The following is a 15,469-nucleotide window of genomic DNA, read 5'->3' as shown; positions in this document are numbered from 1 at the left end:
CTCAGCCCAGCAGCGCCTCGATCTCCTCGCGGCTGGCCACCTTGCCCTCGAGCGCGATCTCGCCGTCGATGCCCAGCGCCGGGGTGCGCATCACCCCCTGATCGATGATGGCATTCATGTCGGTGACCTTCTCGATCTCTACCGTCAGGCCCTTGGCCTCGGCGGCCTCGCGGGCGTTGGCTTCCAGCTGCTGACACTTGCGACAGCCGCTGCCGTAGATGCTCAGTTTCATGCAGCCCTCCTTCGGGCGAGTATCACGGCCATAGCTGGCCGTAGAGGTAGCCGGACAGGGTCGCCATGACCACCACCAGCGCGCAGTAGACGAGGGTCTTGCCGGTGCCGAGGATGGTGCGGATGACCAGCATGTTCGGCAGCGACAGCGCCGGCCCCGCCAGCAGCAGCGCCAGCGCCGGCCCCTTGCCCATGCCGTTGCCGATCAGGCCCTGGACGATGGGCACCTCGGTGAGGGTGGAGAAGTACATGAATCCGCCCAGCAGTGAGGCCAGGAAGGTCGAGCGGAAGCCGTTGTCGCCCACCGCCAGCGCCACCCAGTCGGAGGGAATCAGCCCTTCCTCGCCCGGGCGCCCCAGCAGCAGCCCGGCGATGAACACCCCGGCCAGCAGCAGCGGCACGATCTGCCGGGTGAAGTCCCAGCTCTGCCGGGCCCATTCGCGGTCGTCGTCGCGCAGCGTGGCGACCAGCATCAGCCCGACGATGCCCACGGCGAAGGCCAGCTCCGGCACCCCGGGCGCCAGCAGCGAGGCCAGCGTCACGGCGCCGGCCAGCCCGGCGACCTGGCGCGGTGGCCAGCCCCAGCGGCGGATCAGCAGCAGGGCGAACAGCCCGCCGAGCGCCGCGGTGATCGGCCACTTCCAGGCGTACACGGCCATCCAGGTCGCGCTGTCGGCGGCGGCCCAGTTGGCGAACACCAGGATGCCCACCATCAGGCCGAAGAAGGCCGTCACCTGGCCCAGCGGGCGGCCGTCGTCGTCGCCGCCGAAGCCTCGGGCTCCGCTCGGCCGGCGTTCCCGCTCCTCGCGGCGATAGATCAGGTGCATGATCAGGCCGATCACCACGGCGAACAGGATCGCGCCGACGGCCCGCGCCAGCCCCAGCTCCGGCCCCAGCACCTTGGCGGTGACCACTACCGCCATCACGTTGATCGCCGGCCCCGAGTAGAGGAAGGCCACGGCCGGCCCCAGGCCCGCGCCGCGCCGGTAGATGCCGCCGAACAGCGGCAGCACCGTGCAGGAGCAGACGGCCAGCAGCATGCCCGACACCGAGGCCATGCCGAAGGCCACTGGCTTGGGCGCCGAGGGCCCCAGGTAGCGCATCACCGCGCCCTGGCTCAGGTAGGCGGCCATGGCGCCGGCGATCAGGAACGCCGGCAGCAGGCACAGGATGACGTGCTCCTGGGCGTACCAGTGCGTCAGCCGGACGCCCTCCAGCACGGCGTTGTCGAAGCGCTCGGCCCCGGCGGGCAGGAAATAGATCAGCAGGAAGACCCCGACCACCGCGGCGATCCAGCGCAGCTGGTCGGGATTCTGCCGCGCCAGCGTCAGCAGGCGGGCCATGAAGGGGAGAGCGACGGGGCGGGAGTCCGACATGCGAGCGAGGCCTCGCGACGACCGAGAATTACGTCACTATATCGGGGGGCATGTCGCACGCGGGCGGCTTTCCGGCGTGGCCTTGATCGACGTCAATTCCGCCCGTCGTCCTCGGGGTCGACGGGCAAGACGACGCTCGCGCCACGCAGCACCCACAGCCCCAGCGCGGGCCCCGGCAGCAGCCACCACACCGCCCAGGGCCCCAGCGAGGCCCACAGCGTGGTGGTCAGCCAGATGCCGGGCAGCGTCAGGCCGAAGCCGATGGCGTTCATCACCGCCAGCGTCGAGCCGACGTGGTCTTGCGGGGCGTTGGCGGCGGCCAGGGCCGAGAACTGCGGCGAGTCGGCGATCACCGTCAGCCCCCAGACGGCCAGCAGCGCGAGCGGCAGCCAGGGCGTGGCCTCGGCGAGCACGGGATAGCCGAGGCAGATCAGTCCCGAGGCGGCCAGCGCCCCGCGGGCCACCGGCAGGCTGCCGTGGCGCCGGCTCAGCCGGCCGCCCAGCACGCAGCCGGCCGCGCCCAGTGCGATCACGCCGAAGGCCAGCCACGGCACCAGCGCCGGTGACGCCGAGAGCCGTGCCAGCTCGCGGCCGACCAGGAAGGGCGTCAGCGTCCACATCGCGTAGAGCTCCCAGCAGTGGCCGAAGTAGCCGCCGGCCACGGCGCGGAAGCGGGCGTCGCGCAGCGCGGCGAGCCCCTCTCGCAGCCGCGCCCGGCCCCCCGGCGGCGGCAGGTGCGGGCCGTCGCCCAGCAGAAGCACCAGGGCGCCTCCGAGCAGCGCGAGCCCCGAGGCGCCGAGCAGCGGCCACTGCCAGGGCAGCCCGAGGGTAGCGCCGCGCAGCAGATGGGGCAGGGCGGTGCCCAGCGTCAGCATGCCCACCAGCCAGGCCAGCGCCGCCCCGGTGTGCCTCGGCGTCCAGCCGATCACCAGCTTCATGCCCAGCGGGTAGATGCCGGCCAGGCAGACGCCGGTGAGAAAACGCAGCGCGAGCGCCGGGACGGGAGACGGCGCGGCCAGCACGAAGCCGGCGTTGACCAGCGCGCCGGCCAGGCTCGCCGCGGCGAACACATGGCTGGCGCGGAAGCGGTCGGTGAGCCCGCTGACGGCGAGCCCCAGAGCGCCGAGGATGAAGCCGGCCTGCACCGCCAGCGTCAGCCGGCCGAGGTCGGTATCGGTGAGGCCGAGCTCGGCGGTCAGCGACAGCCCCACGCCGTTGACGCTGAACCACAGCGAGGTGCCGAACAGCTGGGCGATGACGATGGTAGCCAGCGGATGGCGGGAGAGCGAGGATGGACGCATGGCAGTCGCCGGTGTCGAGAACGGGAGAGATCAGGCTATGGAAGAAGAAGCACCCCGGCAATGCGCCATGGGTCGAGGCGGCGGATGCGCGTCCGGAGCGCTGCGTCTCGAAGGTCTCGCCGTCGGCGAGCTTCAGGACGTTGCGCTGACAGTCGCCGCCGGAGAGGTGCTGTGCCTCTCCGGGGTCAGCGGTAGCGGCAAGAGCCGGCTGCTGCGCGCGGTGGCAGACCTCGACCCGCACGAAGGCGAGGCCTGGCTGGGCGCGACCGCACGCGCGTCGCTCGCCGGCCACGAGTGGCGTCGCCGGGTGCGGCTGGTGCCGGCCGAGAGCCGCTGGTGGGCCGAGCGCGTCGGCGACCACTTCCCCTCCGCGGAGGTCGCGGGGCTCGCGGCGCTGGGCTTCGAGTCCGCCACCCTCGATTGGCCGGTGGAGCGGCTGTCCTCGGGCGAGCGGCAGCGGCTGGCGCTGCTGCGGGCGGTGACGCCCGCGCCCGCGGCGCTGCTGCTGGACGAGCCCACCGCCAACCTCGACGCCGAGACCGCGCGTCGGGTCGAGGACTGGCTGTGTGCGCGTATCCGCGAGGCCGGCTGGCCGACGATCTGGGTGGCCCATGACATCGCCCAGATCGCCCGGGTCGCCGATCGGCATCTCAGGCTCGAGGCGGGGCGGCTGACCGAGGCGGGAGATCCGGCATGGGCGTAATCGAACTGGCCTGGTGGCAGCTGGCGCTGGCGGCGCTGTTGGTGGTGGCGCTGGCCGGCTGCACCATGGCCGCCCGCCTGGGGGTGGGGCGCAGCCTGCTGATCGCCGCGGCCCGCACCGCCATCCAGCTGACGCTGGTCGGATTGGTGCTGGAGGCGCTGTTCGCCTCGGCGCGCTTTCACTGGGTGGCGCTGATGGCGACCGGCATGCTGCTGATCGCCGGGCGCGAGGTGGTGGCACGCCAGACGCGCCGGCTGACCGGCGGCTGGGGCTTCGGCATCGGCACCCTGGCGATGTTTCTGTCGTCATTCAGCGTCGCAGTGCTCAGCCTGACGGTGATCATCGGCCCCGAGCCCTGGTATCGCCCCCAGTACGCCATCCCGCTGCTGGGCATGATGCTCGGCAACACCATGACCGGCGTGGCCCTGGCGCTGGACCGGCTGACCGACGGCGCCTGGCGGCAGCGCGCGGTGATCGAGAACCGGCTGATGCTCGGCCAGCCCTGGCAGGAGGCGATCGGCGATCTGCGTCGCGAGGCCATGCGCAGCGGCCTGATGCCGACGATCAACGCCATGGCCGCCGCCGGGGTGGTCAGCCTGCCGGGCATGATGACCGGCCAGATCCTGGCCGGCACCGCGCCGGCCCTGGCGGTCAAGTATCAGATCCTGATCATGTTTGCCATCACCCTCGGTACCGGCTTCGGTACCCTGGTGGCCGTGTCACTCGCCAGCCGGCGGCTGTTCGACGCCCGCGAGCGGCTGCGGCTGGAGCGGCTTTCCTCCTCGAGCCAATGAAAACGCCCGCCATGGAGGCGGGCGCATATGGCGGGCGACGGAGATCGTCAGTCGATCAGTTCCACGGCCACTGCGGTGGCCTCCCCGCCGCCGATGCACAGGCTGGCGATGCCGCGCCGGCCGCCGGTGGTGCGCAGGGCGTGAATCAGGGTGGCGAGGATGCGTGAGCCGGTGGAGCCGATGGGGTGGCCCTGGGCGCAGGCGCCGCCGAAGACGTTGACCTTGTCGTGGGGCAGGCCGAGATCGTCCATGGCGATCAGGGTGACCACGGCGAAGGCCTCGTTGATCTCGAACAGGTCGACGTCGTCCACGTCCCAGCCGAGCCGCTTCATCAGCGTCTCGATGGCGCCCACCGGGGCGATGGTGAATTCGCTGGGGTGGCGCGAGTGGGTGCTGTGGCCGATCATGCGGGCGATCGGCCGCGCGCCCAGGCGGCTGGCCGCGTCGCCGCTGGCCAGCAGCAGCGCCGAGGCGCCGTCGGAGATCGAGCTCGAGTTGGCCGCGGTGATGGTGCCGTCCTGGGCGAAGGCCGGGCGCAGCGCGCGGATCCTGTCGAGCTTGGCCTGAAAGGGCTGCTCGTCGTGCTCGACCACGCTCTCGCCGTGGCGGCTGGTGACGGTGACCGGCGCCATTTCCGCGTCGAGGTGGCCGGCGTTGGTGGCCTCCATGGCGCGCTCCAGCGAGGCGATGGCGAAGTCGTCCAGGCGCTCGCGGGAATAGCCCCGGGCGTCGGCGATCTGCTGGGCGAAGCCGCCCATCAGCTGGCCGGTCTCGGCGTCCTCCAGGCCGTCGAGGAACATGTGATCCTTGAGCTCGCCGTGGCCCAGGCGATAGCCCGAGCGCGCCTTGGGCAGCACGTGGGGCGCGTTGGACATCGACTCCATGCCGCCGGCCAGCATCACCTCGCCGGAGCCGGCGCGGATCAGGTCGTGGGCCAGCATGGTGGCCTTCATGCCGGAGCCGCACAGCTTGTTGACGGTGGTGGCGCCGACCGCGTCCGGAATGCCGGCCTGGCGCATGGCCTGGCGGGCCGGGCCCTGCTTGACGCCGGCCGGCAGCACGCAGCCCATGAAGCCCTCGTCGATGGCCGCGGCGTCGATGCCGGCGCGCTCGATGACGGCCCTGATCGCGGTGGCGGCGAGCTCCGGCGCGCTCAGGCGGGCGAGGCTGCCCAGCAGGCCGCCCATCGGCGTGCGGGCGGCGGAAAGGAAGACGATCTCCCGTGAATCACTCATGGCGTGGCTCCCGATACGGATTGTTATGAGGGAGGGCGGCGGGCGCGTTGACCCGCCGAAGGGGCTATGGTTCTCTCAGGCTAACCAAGCAAGCGCTAGTGTGAATGTCGATGAATGTAATGAATGACTCCCCGCGTCGCAAGGAGCTCACCCGCCAGGCCGCCCAGCTGTTCGTGCAGGAGGGCTTCGACCGGACCACGGTGCGCATGCTGGCCGAGGAGATGGGCATCAAGTCGGGGAGCCTGTTCCATCACTTCCGCGACAAGCAGGAGATCCTGGCCGCGGTGATCGAGGAGGGCACCCGCAACGCCCTGGCGATCGCCCATGCGGCCCTCGAGGCGTGTGACCGCGACCCGGAGGCAAGGTTGCAGGCCATGGCCCGTGCCCACCTGGAGACCCTGCTCACCGATCGCAACGCCCACGTCGTCGCGCTCTACGAATGGCGCCGCCTGGACGACGACGCCCGTGCCCACCTCGGCCATCTGCGCGACGCCTACGAGGCGCTGTGGGAGACGGTCATCGACGAGGCCCTGGCCGCCGGGCTGATTCAAGGCGACCGTTTCCTGGTCTCGCGCTTCGTGATGGGCGCGCTGAACTGGACGGTGCGCTGGTACGACCCCGAGGGCGAGCGCTCCCCCGAGGAGCTGGGCCGCGAGCTGGTGGCCATGCTGATGGTGCCGCGCGTCTGACCCACCAACGTCGAGCCCGTCGCACGGTGGGCTCGACCATGGTCTAGCCGCTCGAACGTTCATATGCCTTGCTCCGCCATGGCGAAACCTCTAGCTTGAGTCGAGCACGGTTCATGTTGACGTTTACGTCAACGGAATAAAAATAACTTTCCGGCCGTGTCGCCGCGACCCGCAGACGCATAACAACAATCCGCGGGCGTTCCGGCCTCGACGCCGGGTGCCCGCCACGGAGGCCTTTCATGAGCACGCCCGCGACGCTGTCCGATCTTGCCCCCTCTCTCGCCGCCTATCTCGAGACCTTCTCCCTCGATGCCGTGATCGCGCGGCTCGACGACCACGCCGACGGCCGCCTCAACGCCTTCGAGGCCTGCTGCGGCCGCCACCTGCGCGAGGGGGGCGGGGCGATGACGGCGCTGGTGCACGAAAGCGTCGACGGCCGCGTCACGACCCTGAGCTACGCCGAGCTGGCCGAGGCCAGCGAACGCCTGGCCGGCTGGTTCGCCGCTCGGGGCCTGGGCGAGGGCGATCGCATCGCCGGCATGCTGCCGCGTACGCCCGAGCTTTTGGTCGCGGTGCTCGCCGCCTGGCGCATCGGCGCGGTCTACCAGCCGCTGTTCACCGCCTTCGGGCCGGACTCGGTCGGCTATCGCCTCGAGCGCGCCGGGACGCGGCTGGTGATCACCGATCACGCCAATCGGGCCAAGTTCGACGGCCTGGCCGAGTGCCCGCCGGTGCTCGCCGTGGGCGGCGCCGATGACGCTCATGGCGACGACCGCGACTGGGCGGCCGCCCTCGAGCACGCGCCGATCGCCACGCCGCCGCCTCGCCAGTCGCCGGACGCGCCCTTCCTGCAGATGTTCACCTCCGGCACGGTGGGCAAGCCCAAGGGCGTGGCCGTGCCGCTCTCGGCGCTGCCGGCCTTCGCGCTCTACATGGAGCTGGCCGTGGGCCTCGACCGCGACGACCGCTTCTGGAACATGGCCGACCCGGGCTGGGCCTACGGGCTCTACTACGCCATCACCGGGCCGCTGCTGCTGGGCGCGACCACCCACTTCTGCGAGGCGGGCTTCGGCGCCGAGGTGGCGCGGGACTTCCTGCGGCGCCATGAGATCACCAACTTCGCCGCCGCCCCCACCGCCTATCGGTTGATGAAGGCCTCGGGGCTGTTCGATGGGGCGGCCGAGGACCTCGCGCTGCGGCGCGCGAGCTCGGCGGGCGAGCCGCTCAACACCGAGGTGGTAGGCTGGGTGGAGCGGGCACTGGGCTGCCCGGTGATGGACCACTACGGCCAGACCGAGACCGGCATGACCTGCTGCAATCACCATGTGCTCGGCCATCCCCGGCCCGTCGGCGGCATGGGCGCGCCGCTGCCCGGCTACCGGCTGGCGATCCTCGACGCCGAGGGCCGCGAGCTGCCGCCGGGCGAGCCCGGGGTGCTGGCGGTGGACATCGCCCGCTCGCCCGCGCACTTCTTCGCCGGCTACACCTGGCAGGAGAAGGATCCCTTCATCGACGGCTATTACCTGACCGGCGACGTGGTGGTCGGCCATGAAGACGGTACCTTCCAGTTCGCCGGGCGCAACGACGACATCATCACCACCTCGGGCTATCGCGTCGGCCCCACCGACGTGGAGAACTCGGTGCTGACGCATCCGGCGGTGGCCGAGTCCGCTGCCGTCGGCCAGCCCGACGCGCTGCGCGGCGAGATCATCCGTGCCTACGTGGTGCTGCGCGACGAGCACGAGCCCAGCGAGTCGCTGGCCGAGGAGATCCGGCAGCAGGTGCGCGAGCGGCTCTCGGCCCACGCCTTCCCGCGGGAAATCGAGTTCGTCGACGCCCTGCCCAAGACCCCCAGCGGCAAGATCCAGCGCTTCAAGCTGCGCGCGGATGCCGCCGACAAGGCGGCGGCCGCCCCCTGACCGTGGAGACATGACCATGCAAGTGAAGGACAACGCCTTTCTGATCACCGGCGCCGCCTCCGGGCTGGGCGCCGCCACCGCCGAGCGGCTGGTGGCGGCAGGCGGGCGCGTGACCCTGTGCGACCTCAGCGAGGGCATCGATGCCCTGGCCGAGCGGCTCGGCGCGGCGGCTATCGCCGTGCGCGGCGACGTGACCTCGGCCGACGACATTCGGGCCGCGGTGGACGCCGCCGTGGCCCACGGCGGTGAGCGGGGTCTGGCTGGGGTGGTGCACTGCGCCGGCGTGGTCAGCGTGGCCAAGCTGCTCGACCGCGAGGGCAATCCGGCCGATCTCGACGACTACGCCCGTACCCAGCAGATCAACCTGGTCGGCACCTTCAACGTGATGCGCCTGGCGGCGGCGGCCATGGCGGCCAACGCCCCGGGCGAGGACGGCGAGCGCGGGGTGATCGTCAACACCGCCTCGGTGGCGGCCTTCGACGGCCAAGTGGGGCAGTGCGCCTACAGTGCCTCCAAGGCCGGAGTGGTGGGCATGAGCCTGCCAGCGGCCCGGGAGCTCTCGCGCCACGGCATCCGGGTGATGGCCATCGCTCCGGGGGTGTTCGAGACGCCGATGATGGAGGATCTGCCCGAGGCCGCCGTGGAGGCGCTCTCGGCGGCGGTGCCGTTCCCCAAGCGGCTGGGCCGGCCCGACGAGTACGCCCGCCTGGCCGAGCAGATCATCGTCAACCCGATGCTCAACGGCGAGGTGATCCGTCTGGACGGCGGCATTCGCATGCAGTGACGCGGCCTGGCGCTGGCGCGTGAAGACAGCACCGCCCCCGGCATTTGCCGGGGGCGGTGCGCTTTATGCTGAGGTTCGAGGTTCGAGCGAGAGCGTCAGGCGATGGTGTCGACCACGCCACCGTCAACGCGCAGGGCCGCGCCGCTGGTGGCCGAGGCCTGGGGCGAGGCGGCGTAGACCACCATGTTGGCGACTTCCTCGACGGTGGCCGCGCGCTGGATGACCGAGCTCGGGCGCTGGGCCATCACGAACTCCCTGGCGGTTTCCTCCATCGACTTGCCGCTCTCCTTCTGCTGTTCGGCGAGCATCGCCTGTACGCCCTCGGACAGCGTCGGCCCCGGTAGCACCGCGTTGACCGTGACGCCGGTGCCGGCCAGGCGCTTGGCCAGGCCGCGGGACAGCGACAGGTAGGCGGTCTTGGTGACGCCGTAGTGGATCATGTCGTCGGGGATGTTCAGCGCCGACTCCGAGGACAGGAACAGAATACGGCCCCAGCCGCGCTCGACCATGCCGCCGGCGTAGGCCCGCGACAGGCGTACGCCGGACATCACGTTGACGTCGAAGAAACGCTGCCACTCGTCGTCCGGGGTCTCGAAGAAGTCCTGCGGGCCGAAGATGCCGACGTTGTTGACCAGGATGTCGGCGGTGGGCTCGGCGGCCAACAGGGCGTCGCAGCCTTCGGCGGTGCCCAGATCCGCCGCCACGCCGCGCACGTCGGCCCCCGCCACCTGCCGGCGCAGCCGTTCCAGCGCCTCGTCGACGGCGGCCTGCTGGCGACCGTTGACCACCACGCTGGCGCCGCTGTCGGCCAGCCCCTTGGCGATGGCGAAGCCGATGCCTGCGGTGGAGCCGGTGACGATGGCGGTCTTGCCGGTCAGTTCGATCTGCATGGAAGCCTCCTGGCGTTAGGGTGTATGTCCTTGTGTCACTAGCACCCTAACAAGTGGCTCGCGCGATGGGAATCGCCGGTCGCGCGGCTCAGGCGGTGTCCCGCGGGGGATAACCGAGAGCCCGGCGCAGCATCTCGGCGTGGTCGGTCACCCAGTCGGGAGCGATGGGGCCCCAGTCGCGGATGACGTAGTGGCCGATGTTGTGGCGCTGACCGGGTTCTGGCGCGAACTCGCAGTGGATGTCCAGTTCGGCCAGCGCGGTGATGGTGTCCTGGGCGGTGCGTCGCGGCATGCCCGTGGCCTCCATTATCGCCGGCACGCTGGCGGTGCCGGTGGCGACCAGGTGGGCCACGTAGAGGCGGCGATAGAAGCTGGTGCGGGTCTTGCTCAGGCTCATGGCGGTCGTCGTCCCTGAAGGTTTGCCCAAGGCTGACACGCCGCCGCGGCGAGTGCCAGCCCGAGGGTGAGCGACGCGCCTCAGCGCGCCTGTGACAGGAACCAGCCCTTCATCGCGCCGGTGATGCGGCGCATGTCGTCGTGGGGGGTGATGTAGGCCGGCATGGTGTACAGCCAGCGGCCGAAGGAGCGCAGCCACACGCCCTGGGTGCGGGCGAAGTCGGCCGCGCCCTTGAGCGATTCGGCGTCGTGGACCTCGATCACCGCGGTGGCGCCGAGCACGCGCACGTCGGCCACGTCCGGGTGGGCGCGCAGCGCCGCGTCATCCACCAGCTCCTCGCGCAGCACGCCGTTCAGCGCCTCGATGCGGCCGAGGTAGTCGTCCTCCTCGAACACCGCCAGGCTCTCCAGCGCCACGGTGCAGGCCAGCGGATTGCCCATGAAGGTGGGCCCGTGCATGAAGGCATGCAGCTCGCTGTCGCCGATGAAGGTGTCGTGGACGCGGTCGGTGGCCAGTGTCGCGGCGTGGCCCAGATAGCCGCCGGTCAGGCCCTTGGACAGCACCATGATGTCCGGCGTCACGTCGGCATGGTCGGCGGCGAACATCCGGCCGGTGCGGCCGAAGCCGGTGGCGACCTCGTCGAAGATCAGCAGCACGTCGAACTCGTCGCACAGCTCGCGGGCGCCCCGCAGGTAGTGGGGCGAGGTCATGTTGAGCCCGCCGGCCGCCTGCAGCAGCGGCTCCATCAGCAGCGCGCCGATCTCGTGGTGATGGGCTTCCAGCACGCCGCGCAGGGCGTCGAGATCGGCCTGCACCTCCTCGCGGGTGGCGTCGAAGCCGGCGGTGGGAGCGGGCGCGAAGTGGTGCTGCGGCAAGAAACCGGAGAACAGCGAGTGCATGCCTTCCTCGGGATCGCACACCGCCATGCAGCCGGCGGTATCGCCGTGGTAGGCCTTCATCAGCGTCAGCATGCGGTGCTTGGCCGGCTTGCCGCGCAGGTAGTGATACTGCACGGCCATCTTCATCGCCACCTCCATGCCCACCGAGCCGCTGTCGGAGAAGAACACGTGATTCAGGCCTTCCGGCGTGATGCGCACCAGCTCGCGGGCCAGGCGGTCGGCCGGCTCGTGGGTCAGCCCGCCCAGCATCACGTGGCACAGCTGGTCGGCCTGGCGCTGGATGGCCTCGACCAGCCGCGGATGGCGATAGCCGTGGATCATGCACCACCAGGAGCAGGTGGCGTCGAGCAGCGACTCGCCGGTATCGAGGGTGAAGCGCGGGCCGTCGCCGCCGACCACCTTGGGCGACGGGGTCTGGGTCTTGAGATGGGCGTAGGGGTGCCAGACGGGGGATGTCATCGGGCCTCCTGGGCAGGCGTGAACGGCACCGCCGGCGCGTGCGGGCGCCGGCGGTCGGATGACCCATACCTTACATGTAAACCCTGGGGTTATGAAGATGTTGACTGTGGCGGCGGGCCATAGTGAATAGGGCCGACAGCAAGGAGAAGAAGAGGGTGGAGAATAGCGAAAGAGGGAGCTCGGCGGGCGTAATCAGCGCTGTGCGCCGTGACCGGCACCGGCGACACGGGGGCTGGTGGCGTGCTCGGTGGTGTGGCCGCAGGCCTGGCAGGTGACACGGTAGCGATAGGCATCCACTCGTCGTAGCGTGAAACTGGCCCAGCGCGGTCCCTGCGGGGCGCGGATCTCGGTCGCGCCGCAGGGGCAGATCATCGCCCAGCTGCCGCGGAGCATGGGCATCATGGTGATCTCCAGCATCCATCCGTCCTCGTTGCATCGCTATGCCCACTCAGGCTAGGCGCAGGGGGAGGCGCGGGGTATAGGAAATCGCCGACAGTTAGGGAGAGGTATCTCATCGCCCCTTCCGCGACGGAGTATCAGGAGACGGTGAGCGACGAGGGCACTATTGGCGGTGATCTTTCCCTATCGTCCAGGCGAGTCCTGCCGCGAACAGCGTTAACGTGGCGACGAGTATCCCTGGTGAAAGGGTAACTTCGGCAGGCATGGCAACCTCACGGTGGTGGCATATTCCGCGAGTCTATCGCAGGGCTCGGCAACGAGAAGGCAATGACGGCGAAGGAGCGATCGTGTGGTGCACCGGTCGGGGCATGCCATGTAAGCGTTGGCACACTTTATTAGCTATCTCTTATTCTGTGATGGTATCTCCGCCACAGGGAAGCAAAGCGCGATGTCGAGGTCATGGAGCGATGAAGAGCTCAGGGCTACCGTCGAGGCCTATATCGAGATGCTCGACAAGCAGCGTCGCGGTGAACGAGTGGTCAAGGCCCACTATTATAGGGCGCTGGAGGTGCGGTTCGGCAGGACGGCCAAGGCCTTCGAATATCGGGCCCAGAACATCTCCTATGTCTACGCGCAGCAGGGGCGAGCCTGGGTCGAAGGATTGAAGCCGGCGTGCAACGTCGGCGTCAATATCGTCGCCCGGATCGAGGCGTTCATCGCCGAGGCGGAAGGGCAGCGTATCGCCTCATCGGCTCGCTTCGCGACCGAAGTCAACGAACGTCGCAGCCAGTATCGTCATGATACGTTGACACCACCGAAGGGGCGGCAGGCACCGGATAAGACATCGGTCGGTACGACGGTGTATGAGCGTGATCCCGATGTGGTGGCGTGGGTGCTGACGCAGGCCGATGGTATCTGTGAGTGCTGCGGTTCTTCCGCTCCCTTCATCCGAGAGGATGGCACCCCATTCTTGGAGGTTCATCACCTCAGGCGCTTGGCAGACGGGGGCCCCGATATCGTAGAGAATGCCGTCGCCCTGTGTCCGAACTGCCACCGTGAGTTGCACGCCGGCGTGGGCAAGCATGAGCTGGCCGCACGGCTTATCGGCAAAATCGGACGGCTTAAAGCCTATTGATAAGAGGCCGAAAAGATCGAGAAGAAATGGCAATAGGATTGTCGACGGCTAAGTCACAATCTGGTCACAGGGGATTATCGAATGCCTCGAGGAGAGGTCGTCAAGAAGACGAGTAAGTGAGGCAAATTGGAATGGTGCGGATGGGGAGACCCGTAGTATCTTTATAAATCAAGTCACTATGAGCCAAAACCCCCATCGGCATACAGCCAGGCATACAAGAAAATCGTTGCTGGCGCTGGCTCATCTTCCCCGCCGGCGCGCTCATGCCTGAGCGCGCTCCATCAGGACTTCACTATAGCGGTAGACCTCTGACAGGCGAAAGAGCACCGGGGCCCCGCGTGAGTCCCCCGTCTTGAATCCCTTCGGGCAATCCGAGTCCGTCTTGCGCAGCCGGTCGAACTCAGTGGGGCTGCGGCCGATGATGCGCGCTGCCTCCTTCCGACTGATCTGCACGTACTTGGGATCGAGCCACTGATTGATGTCCTGCATATCAGTCTCCTGTGTGCCGGCGGCCGCCATGCCCGCGGCCCGGGCCTTCCCGCCAGTTCTGTTCTTCCTCGACCCACGCCTGCCGGTTCTCGGCGCGGTGCTTCTCCAAGATCTTCTGTACCCCCGGCAGCGCGGCGATCTGGCGCAGCCGGCCGAGCTCCTGCTGCTGGCGCTGGATGATGCCCAGGGAGACGTCGGCCAGCTGCCAGCGATCCTCCGGCGCCTCGCCGTCTTTCCGCACTTTCCCGAGCCCGTAGCAGCCGCCGCAGGGGTTGGTCTGGTTGCCCTTGATGGCGTCGCGCCCCGTGCCCAGGCAGAGCGTGCAGTCGTCGGCGTCGAGCGGCTTCCAGTTCTTGTGCCAGTCGTCGAGCGTGGTGGCGCTGGTCACGTCCTTGTCGAGGTCGCGATAGGCCACCAGCGTCTGGCCCTCGAGGGCGCCGCCGCCGGCGTACTGGCTACATTCGGCGAACCGGCCGCCGTGCTGCCGGTGGGTGTGGGTGGGCTGGGTCACTCGGCTGTCTCCTCATCGATCATCGCCCCGCGCACCGCTTCCGCGATGGCCTCATCCAGTGGTGCCCCTTGATTCCACCACCAGCCGTCGTAATCGAGCATTCCGCAGGGAGCGGTGACGATGATGTACCACCTGTCGTCGGCGTCCTCGCGCTCGATCTCAATCTCGTGATCCCGATACTCGCCGCTGAATGAATGCTCATCGCGGTCATGGGTGATCAGCTTGCTCCAGTCCATCATTCCTCCCCGGGCCGCTGGGCCTCCTGCTTCCGGCGGCTGGCATCGTCGCGCCGCTTCTTGTTCGCGAGCATCTGCTCGATCATGCGGGTCCGGCTCCAGTCGGCCTGCTTCGGGTGGCGCTTGCGGAACTGTTTGATGGCGGTGGGCGACAGCCCGGCACGGCGCAGGGCTTCGGCGTCGCTGATCTCGTCGTCGGTCCAGTCGTGGGGCGCATGGCGTTGCGCGGAGCCCCGGCGGGCGGAGCCCGCCTTGGCCTGGCCGATCGGGATCTCGTCGTAGATGGTGCGCTTCATGATTCCTCCCCGTCCGTGTCGGCCTGCTCAGCTTGGCAGCGATAGGCACGAATGCGCTCGCGCAACTCGTCCCGCGTCGCATCGAGAGCCCCGCGGTCGCTGCCAACCTCTCTATCCATGTACTCGAGGGCATCCAGCGCCTCCGACATTGCCTCGGCCTGCTTCTCCGCATCCCGGCGGGCGAGGGAGGTGGCGGGCCTGTCGCGGGCAACAGCCATCCATGCCGACATGGCTGAGCTAGTTTCCGGGTCACGCTCGGTAAGCGCCCATTGCTCCAGCTCGTGATACAGCGCGCGCCCTCCATGCTCCAGACGGCCCAAATGCGCCGCCAGGGCCTGCTCCCGGGCCTCGGCTTGGTCAGCCCGCTCCCGCTGTTTGTGCAGCGCGGCGCAGGCGGCCTCGTAGGCGTGAGGAGTCGGGTAGCTGCTCTCTGCCTTGCGCAGCCGATCAATCAGCGCGAGCACGGTCTCCGGCCGGGCGGCGGCGATGTACTTGGCGTTACGTTCGCCGCGATGCCCCTGGCACGGCGGGCACTCGGCCACCCGATCGTTGCCGGCAAAAATGTGGCCGGTCTTGTTGCGCTGCCAGGTGCCGCGCGCGGCGCCACGGGCCAGCTTCTCCAGCTTGGCAATGGTGACGCCGGGGCTGAGTTCGGCAGCATAGTGCTCATGCTGCTCAGAATCGCCGGCCTGTGCCGGTTCTTGCGCGATATGTTGCTCAGTCATC

Annotated in this window: 19 protein-coding genes; 6 read left to right on the top strand and 13 right to left on the bottom strand. The window is 69.4% G+C overall.

Features of this window, described 5'->3' with window-relative positions; all coding sequences use genetic code 11:
• Position 1: 1 nt before the first annotated feature.
• The 3 genes from MYL53_RS06020 to MYL53_RS06010 form a co-directional block, all read right to left on the bottom strand.
• Positions 2 to 232: a thioredoxin family protein gene (locus MYL53_RS06020; RefSeq protein WP_247852727.1), complete on the bottom strand. Its 231-nt coding sequence runs from the start codon at positions 230 to 232 to the stop codon at positions 2 to 4.
• A 22-nt stretch (positions 233 to 254) separates the two neighbouring features.
• Positions 255 to 1,607, bottom strand: a complete 1,353-nt coding sequence (locus MYL53_RS06015; protein ID WP_247852726.1) for a permease — start codon at positions 1,605 to 1,607, stop codon at positions 255 to 257.
• Positions 1,608 to 1,699: 92 nt separating this feature from the next.
• Positions 1,700 to 2,908 (bottom strand): MFS transporter, encoded by a 1,209-nt coding sequence (locus MYL53_RS06010; protein ID WP_247852725.1) that lies wholly within the window; start codon positions 2,906 to 2,908, stop codon positions 1,700 to 1,702.
• Positions 2,909 to 2,945: 37 nt separating this feature from the next.
• Here MYL53_RS06010 and MYL53_RS06005 point away from each other — a divergent pair, with 37 nt between their 5' ends.
• Entirely contained in the window at positions 2,946 to 3,611 is a 666-nt protein-coding gene (locus MYL53_RS06005) for an ABC transporter ATP-binding protein (protein ID WP_247852724.1), read from the top strand.
• A complete protein-coding gene (locus MYL53_RS06000; RefSeq protein ID WP_247852723.1) occupies positions 3,602 to 4,405 on the top strand; it encodes an ABC transporter permease in 804 nt (267 codons plus the stop codon). The genes MYL53_RS06005 and MYL53_RS06000 overlap by 10 nt, the downstream gene beginning before the upstream one ends.
• A 47-nt stretch (positions 4,406 to 4,452) precedes the next feature.
• Here the strand turns inward: MYL53_RS06000 and MYL53_RS05995 are convergent, their stop codons facing one another.
• The gene (locus MYL53_RS05995; protein ID WP_247852722.1) at positions 4,453 to 5,640 is read right to left on the bottom strand and encodes an acetyl-CoA C-acyltransferase; all 1,188 of its coding nucleotides are present in this window, start codon (positions 5,638 to 5,640) and stop codon (positions 4,453 to 4,455) included.
• 119 nt (positions 5,641 to 5,759) lie between these two features.
• On the opposite strand from MYL53_RS05995, the gene MYL53_RS05990 reads away from it, so the two are divergent.
• From MYL53_RS05990 to MYL53_RS05980, 3 genes are all read left to right on the top strand, one after another.
• On the top strand, positions 5,760 to 6,329 hold the full coding sequence (locus tag MYL53_RS05990; RefSeq protein ID WP_247852721.1) for a TetR/AcrR family transcriptional regulator: 570 nt from the start codon (positions 5,760 to 5,762) through the stop codon (positions 6,327 to 6,329).
• Positions 6,330 to 6,568: 239 nt separating this feature from the next.
• On the top strand, positions 6,569 to 8,248 hold the full coding sequence (locus MYL53_RS05985) for an AMP-binding protein (protein WP_247852720.1): 1,680 nt from the start codon (positions 6,569 to 6,571) through the stop codon (positions 8,246 to 8,248).
• A gap of 16 nt (positions 8,249 to 8,264) precedes the next feature.
• Positions 8,265 to 9,032, top strand: coding sequence for an SDR family NAD(P)-dependent oxidoreductase (locus MYL53_RS05980; RefSeq protein ID WP_247852719.1), 768 nt, complete (start codon positions 8,265 to 8,267; stop codon positions 9,030 to 9,032).
• Between the two features lie 95 nt (positions 9,033 to 9,127).
• Here MYL53_RS05980 and MYL53_RS05975 read toward each other — a convergent pair whose 3' ends face one another.
• From MYL53_RS05975 to MYL53_RS05960, 4 genes are all read right to left on the bottom strand, one after another.
• Complete coding sequence (locus MYL53_RS05975; RefSeq protein ID WP_247852718.1) at positions 9,128 to 9,922, bottom strand: SDR family NAD(P)-dependent oxidoreductase; 795 nt, start codon at positions 9,920 to 9,922, stop codon at positions 9,128 to 9,130.
• An 88-nt stretch (positions 9,923 to 10,010) separates the two neighbouring features.
• A complete protein-coding gene (locus tag MYL53_RS05970) occupies positions 10,011 to 10,319 on the bottom strand; it encodes a winged helix-turn-helix domain-containing protein (RefSeq protein ID WP_247852717.1) in 309 nt (102 codons plus the stop codon).
• Positions 10,320 to 10,399: 80 nt separating this feature from the next.
• Positions 10,400 to 11,677, bottom strand: a complete 1,278-nt coding sequence (bioA, locus tag MYL53_RS05965) for an adenosylmethionine--8-amino-7-oxononanoate transaminase (RefSeq protein ID WP_247852716.1) — start codon at positions 11,675 to 11,677, stop codon at positions 10,400 to 10,402.
• Between the two features lie 192 nt (positions 11,678 to 11,869).
• The gene (locus MYL53_RS05960; protein ID WP_247852715.1) at positions 11,870 to 12,079 is read right to left on the bottom strand and encodes a hypothetical protein; all 210 of its coding nucleotides are present in this window, start codon (positions 12,077 to 12,079) and stop codon (positions 11,870 to 11,872) included.
• A gap of 445 nt (positions 12,080 to 12,524) precedes the next feature.
• On the opposite strand from MYL53_RS05960, the gene MYL53_RS17255 reads away from it, so the two are divergent.
• Positions 12,525 to 13,211 (top strand): HNH endonuclease, encoded by a 687-nt coding sequence (locus MYL53_RS17255; protein ID WP_282103420.1) that lies wholly within the window; start codon positions 12,525 to 12,527, stop codon positions 13,209 to 13,211.
• A 261-nt stretch (positions 13,212 to 13,472) separates the two neighbouring features.
• Here the strand turns inward: MYL53_RS17255 and MYL53_RS05950 are convergent, their stop codons facing one another.
• Genes MYL53_RS05950 through MYL53_RS05930 form a run of 5 tightly spaced genes read right to left on the bottom strand, consistent with a single transcriptional unit; the run spans position 13,473 to position 15,468 of the window.
• Entirely contained in the window at positions 13,473 to 13,700 is a 228-nt protein-coding gene (locus MYL53_RS05950) for a hypothetical protein (RefSeq protein WP_247852714.1), read from the bottom strand.
• 1 nt (position 13,701) lies between these two features.
• Entirely contained in the window at positions 13,702 to 14,211 is a 510-nt protein-coding gene (locus MYL53_RS05945; protein WP_247852713.1) for a hypothetical protein, read from the bottom strand.
• Positions 14,208 to 14,447, bottom strand: a complete 240-nt coding sequence (locus tag MYL53_RS05940) for a hypothetical protein (protein WP_247852712.1) — start codon at positions 14,445 to 14,447, stop codon at positions 14,208 to 14,210. The genes MYL53_RS05945 and MYL53_RS05940 overlap by 4 nt, the downstream gene beginning before the upstream one ends.
• Positions 14,447 to 14,743: a hypothetical protein gene (locus MYL53_RS05935; RefSeq protein WP_247852711.1), complete on the bottom strand. Its 297-nt coding sequence runs from the start codon at positions 14,741 to 14,743 to the stop codon at positions 14,447 to 14,449. Before MYL53_RS05935 ends, MYL53_RS05940 begins: the two co-directional genes overlap by 1 nt.
• Positions 14,740 to 15,468, bottom strand: a complete 729-nt coding sequence (locus tag MYL53_RS05930; RefSeq protein ID WP_247852710.1) for a hypothetical protein — start codon at positions 15,466 to 15,468, stop codon at positions 14,740 to 14,742. Before MYL53_RS05930 ends, MYL53_RS05935 begins: the two co-directional genes overlap by 4 nt.
• Position 15,469: the final 1 nt, after the last annotated feature.

Origin of the sequence: Halomonas getboli (assembly GCF_023094245.1) — a bacterium.
Classification (GTDB): domain Bacteria; phylum Pseudomonadota; class Gammaproteobacteria; order Pseudomonadales; family Halomonadaceae; genus Halomonas; species Halomonas getboli.
This window is presented reverse-complemented; position numbering and strand designations above follow the sequence as displayed.

Bases quoted from the DNA above. Each gene is read 5' to 3' on its own strand.
- MYL53_RS05990 (WP_247852721.1), top strand. From the start codon at position 5,760: ATGAATGACTCCCCGCGTCGCAAGGAGCTCACCCGCCAGGCCGCCCAG.
- MYL53_RS06010 (WP_247852725.1), bottom strand. From the start codon at position 2,908: ATGCGTCCATCCTCGCTCTCCCGCCATCCGCTGGCTACCATCGTCATC.
- MYL53_RS05935 (WP_247852711.1), bottom strand. From the start codon at position 14,743: ATGAAGCGCACCATCTACGACGAGATCCCGATCGGCCAGGCCAAGGCG.
- MYL53_RS05960 (WP_247852715.1), bottom strand. From the start codon at position 12,079: ATGATGCCCATGCTCCGCGGCAGCTGGGCGATGATCTGCCCCTGCGGC.
- MYL53_RS05970 (WP_247852717.1), bottom strand. From the start codon at position 10,319: ATGAGCCTGAGCAAGACCCGCACCAGCTTCTATCGCCGCCTCTACGTG.
- MYL53_RS06015 (WP_247852726.1), bottom strand. From the start codon at position 1,607: ATGTCGGACTCCCGCCCCGTCGCTCTCCCCTTCATGGCCCGCCTGCTG.
- MYL53_RS05940 (WP_247852712.1), bottom strand. From the start codon at position 14,447: ATGGACTGGAGCAAGCTGATCACCCATGACCGCGATGAGCATTCATTC.
- MYL53_RS05975 (WP_247852718.1), bottom strand. From the start codon at position 9,922: ATGCAGATCGAACTGACCGGCAAGACCGCCATCGTCACCGGCTCCACC.
- MYL53_RS05980 (WP_247852719.1), top strand. From the start codon at position 8,265: ATGCAAGTGAAGGACAACGCCTTTCTGATCACCGGCGCCGCCTCCGGG.
- MYL53_RS05995 (WP_247852722.1), bottom strand. From the start codon at position 5,640: ATGAGTGATTCACGGGAGATCGTCTTCCTTTCCGCCGCCCGCACGCCG.
- MYL53_RS06020 (WP_247852727.1), bottom strand. From the start codon at position 232: ATGAAACTGAGCATCTACGGCAGCGGCTGTCGCAAGTGTCAGCAGCTG.
- MYL53_RS06000 (WP_247852723.1), top strand. From the start codon at position 3,602: ATGGGCGTAATCGAACTGGCCTGGTGGCAGCTGGCGCTGGCGGCGCTG.
- bioA (WP_247852716.1), bottom strand. From the start codon at position 11,677: ATGACATCCCCCGTCTGGCACCCCTACGCCCATCTCAAGACCCAGACC.
- MYL53_RS05930 (WP_247852710.1), bottom strand. From the start codon at position 15,468: ATGACTGAGCAACATATCGCGCAAGAACCGGCACAGGCCGGCGATTCT.
- MYL53_RS06005 (WP_247852724.1), top strand. From the start codon at position 2,946: ATGGAAGAAGAAGCACCCCGGCAATGCGCCATGGGTCGAGGCGGCGGA.
- MYL53_RS17255 (WP_282103420.1), top strand. From the start codon at position 12,525: ATGTCGAGGTCATGGAGCGATGAAGAGCTCAGGGCTACCGTCGAGGCC.
- MYL53_RS05950 (WP_247852714.1), bottom strand. From the start codon at position 13,700: ATGCAGGACATCAATCAGTGGCTCGATCCCAAGTACGTGCAGATCAGT.
- MYL53_RS05985 (WP_247852720.1), top strand. From the start codon at position 6,569: ATGAGCACGCCCGCGACGCTGTCCGATCTTGCCCCCTCTCTCGCCGCC.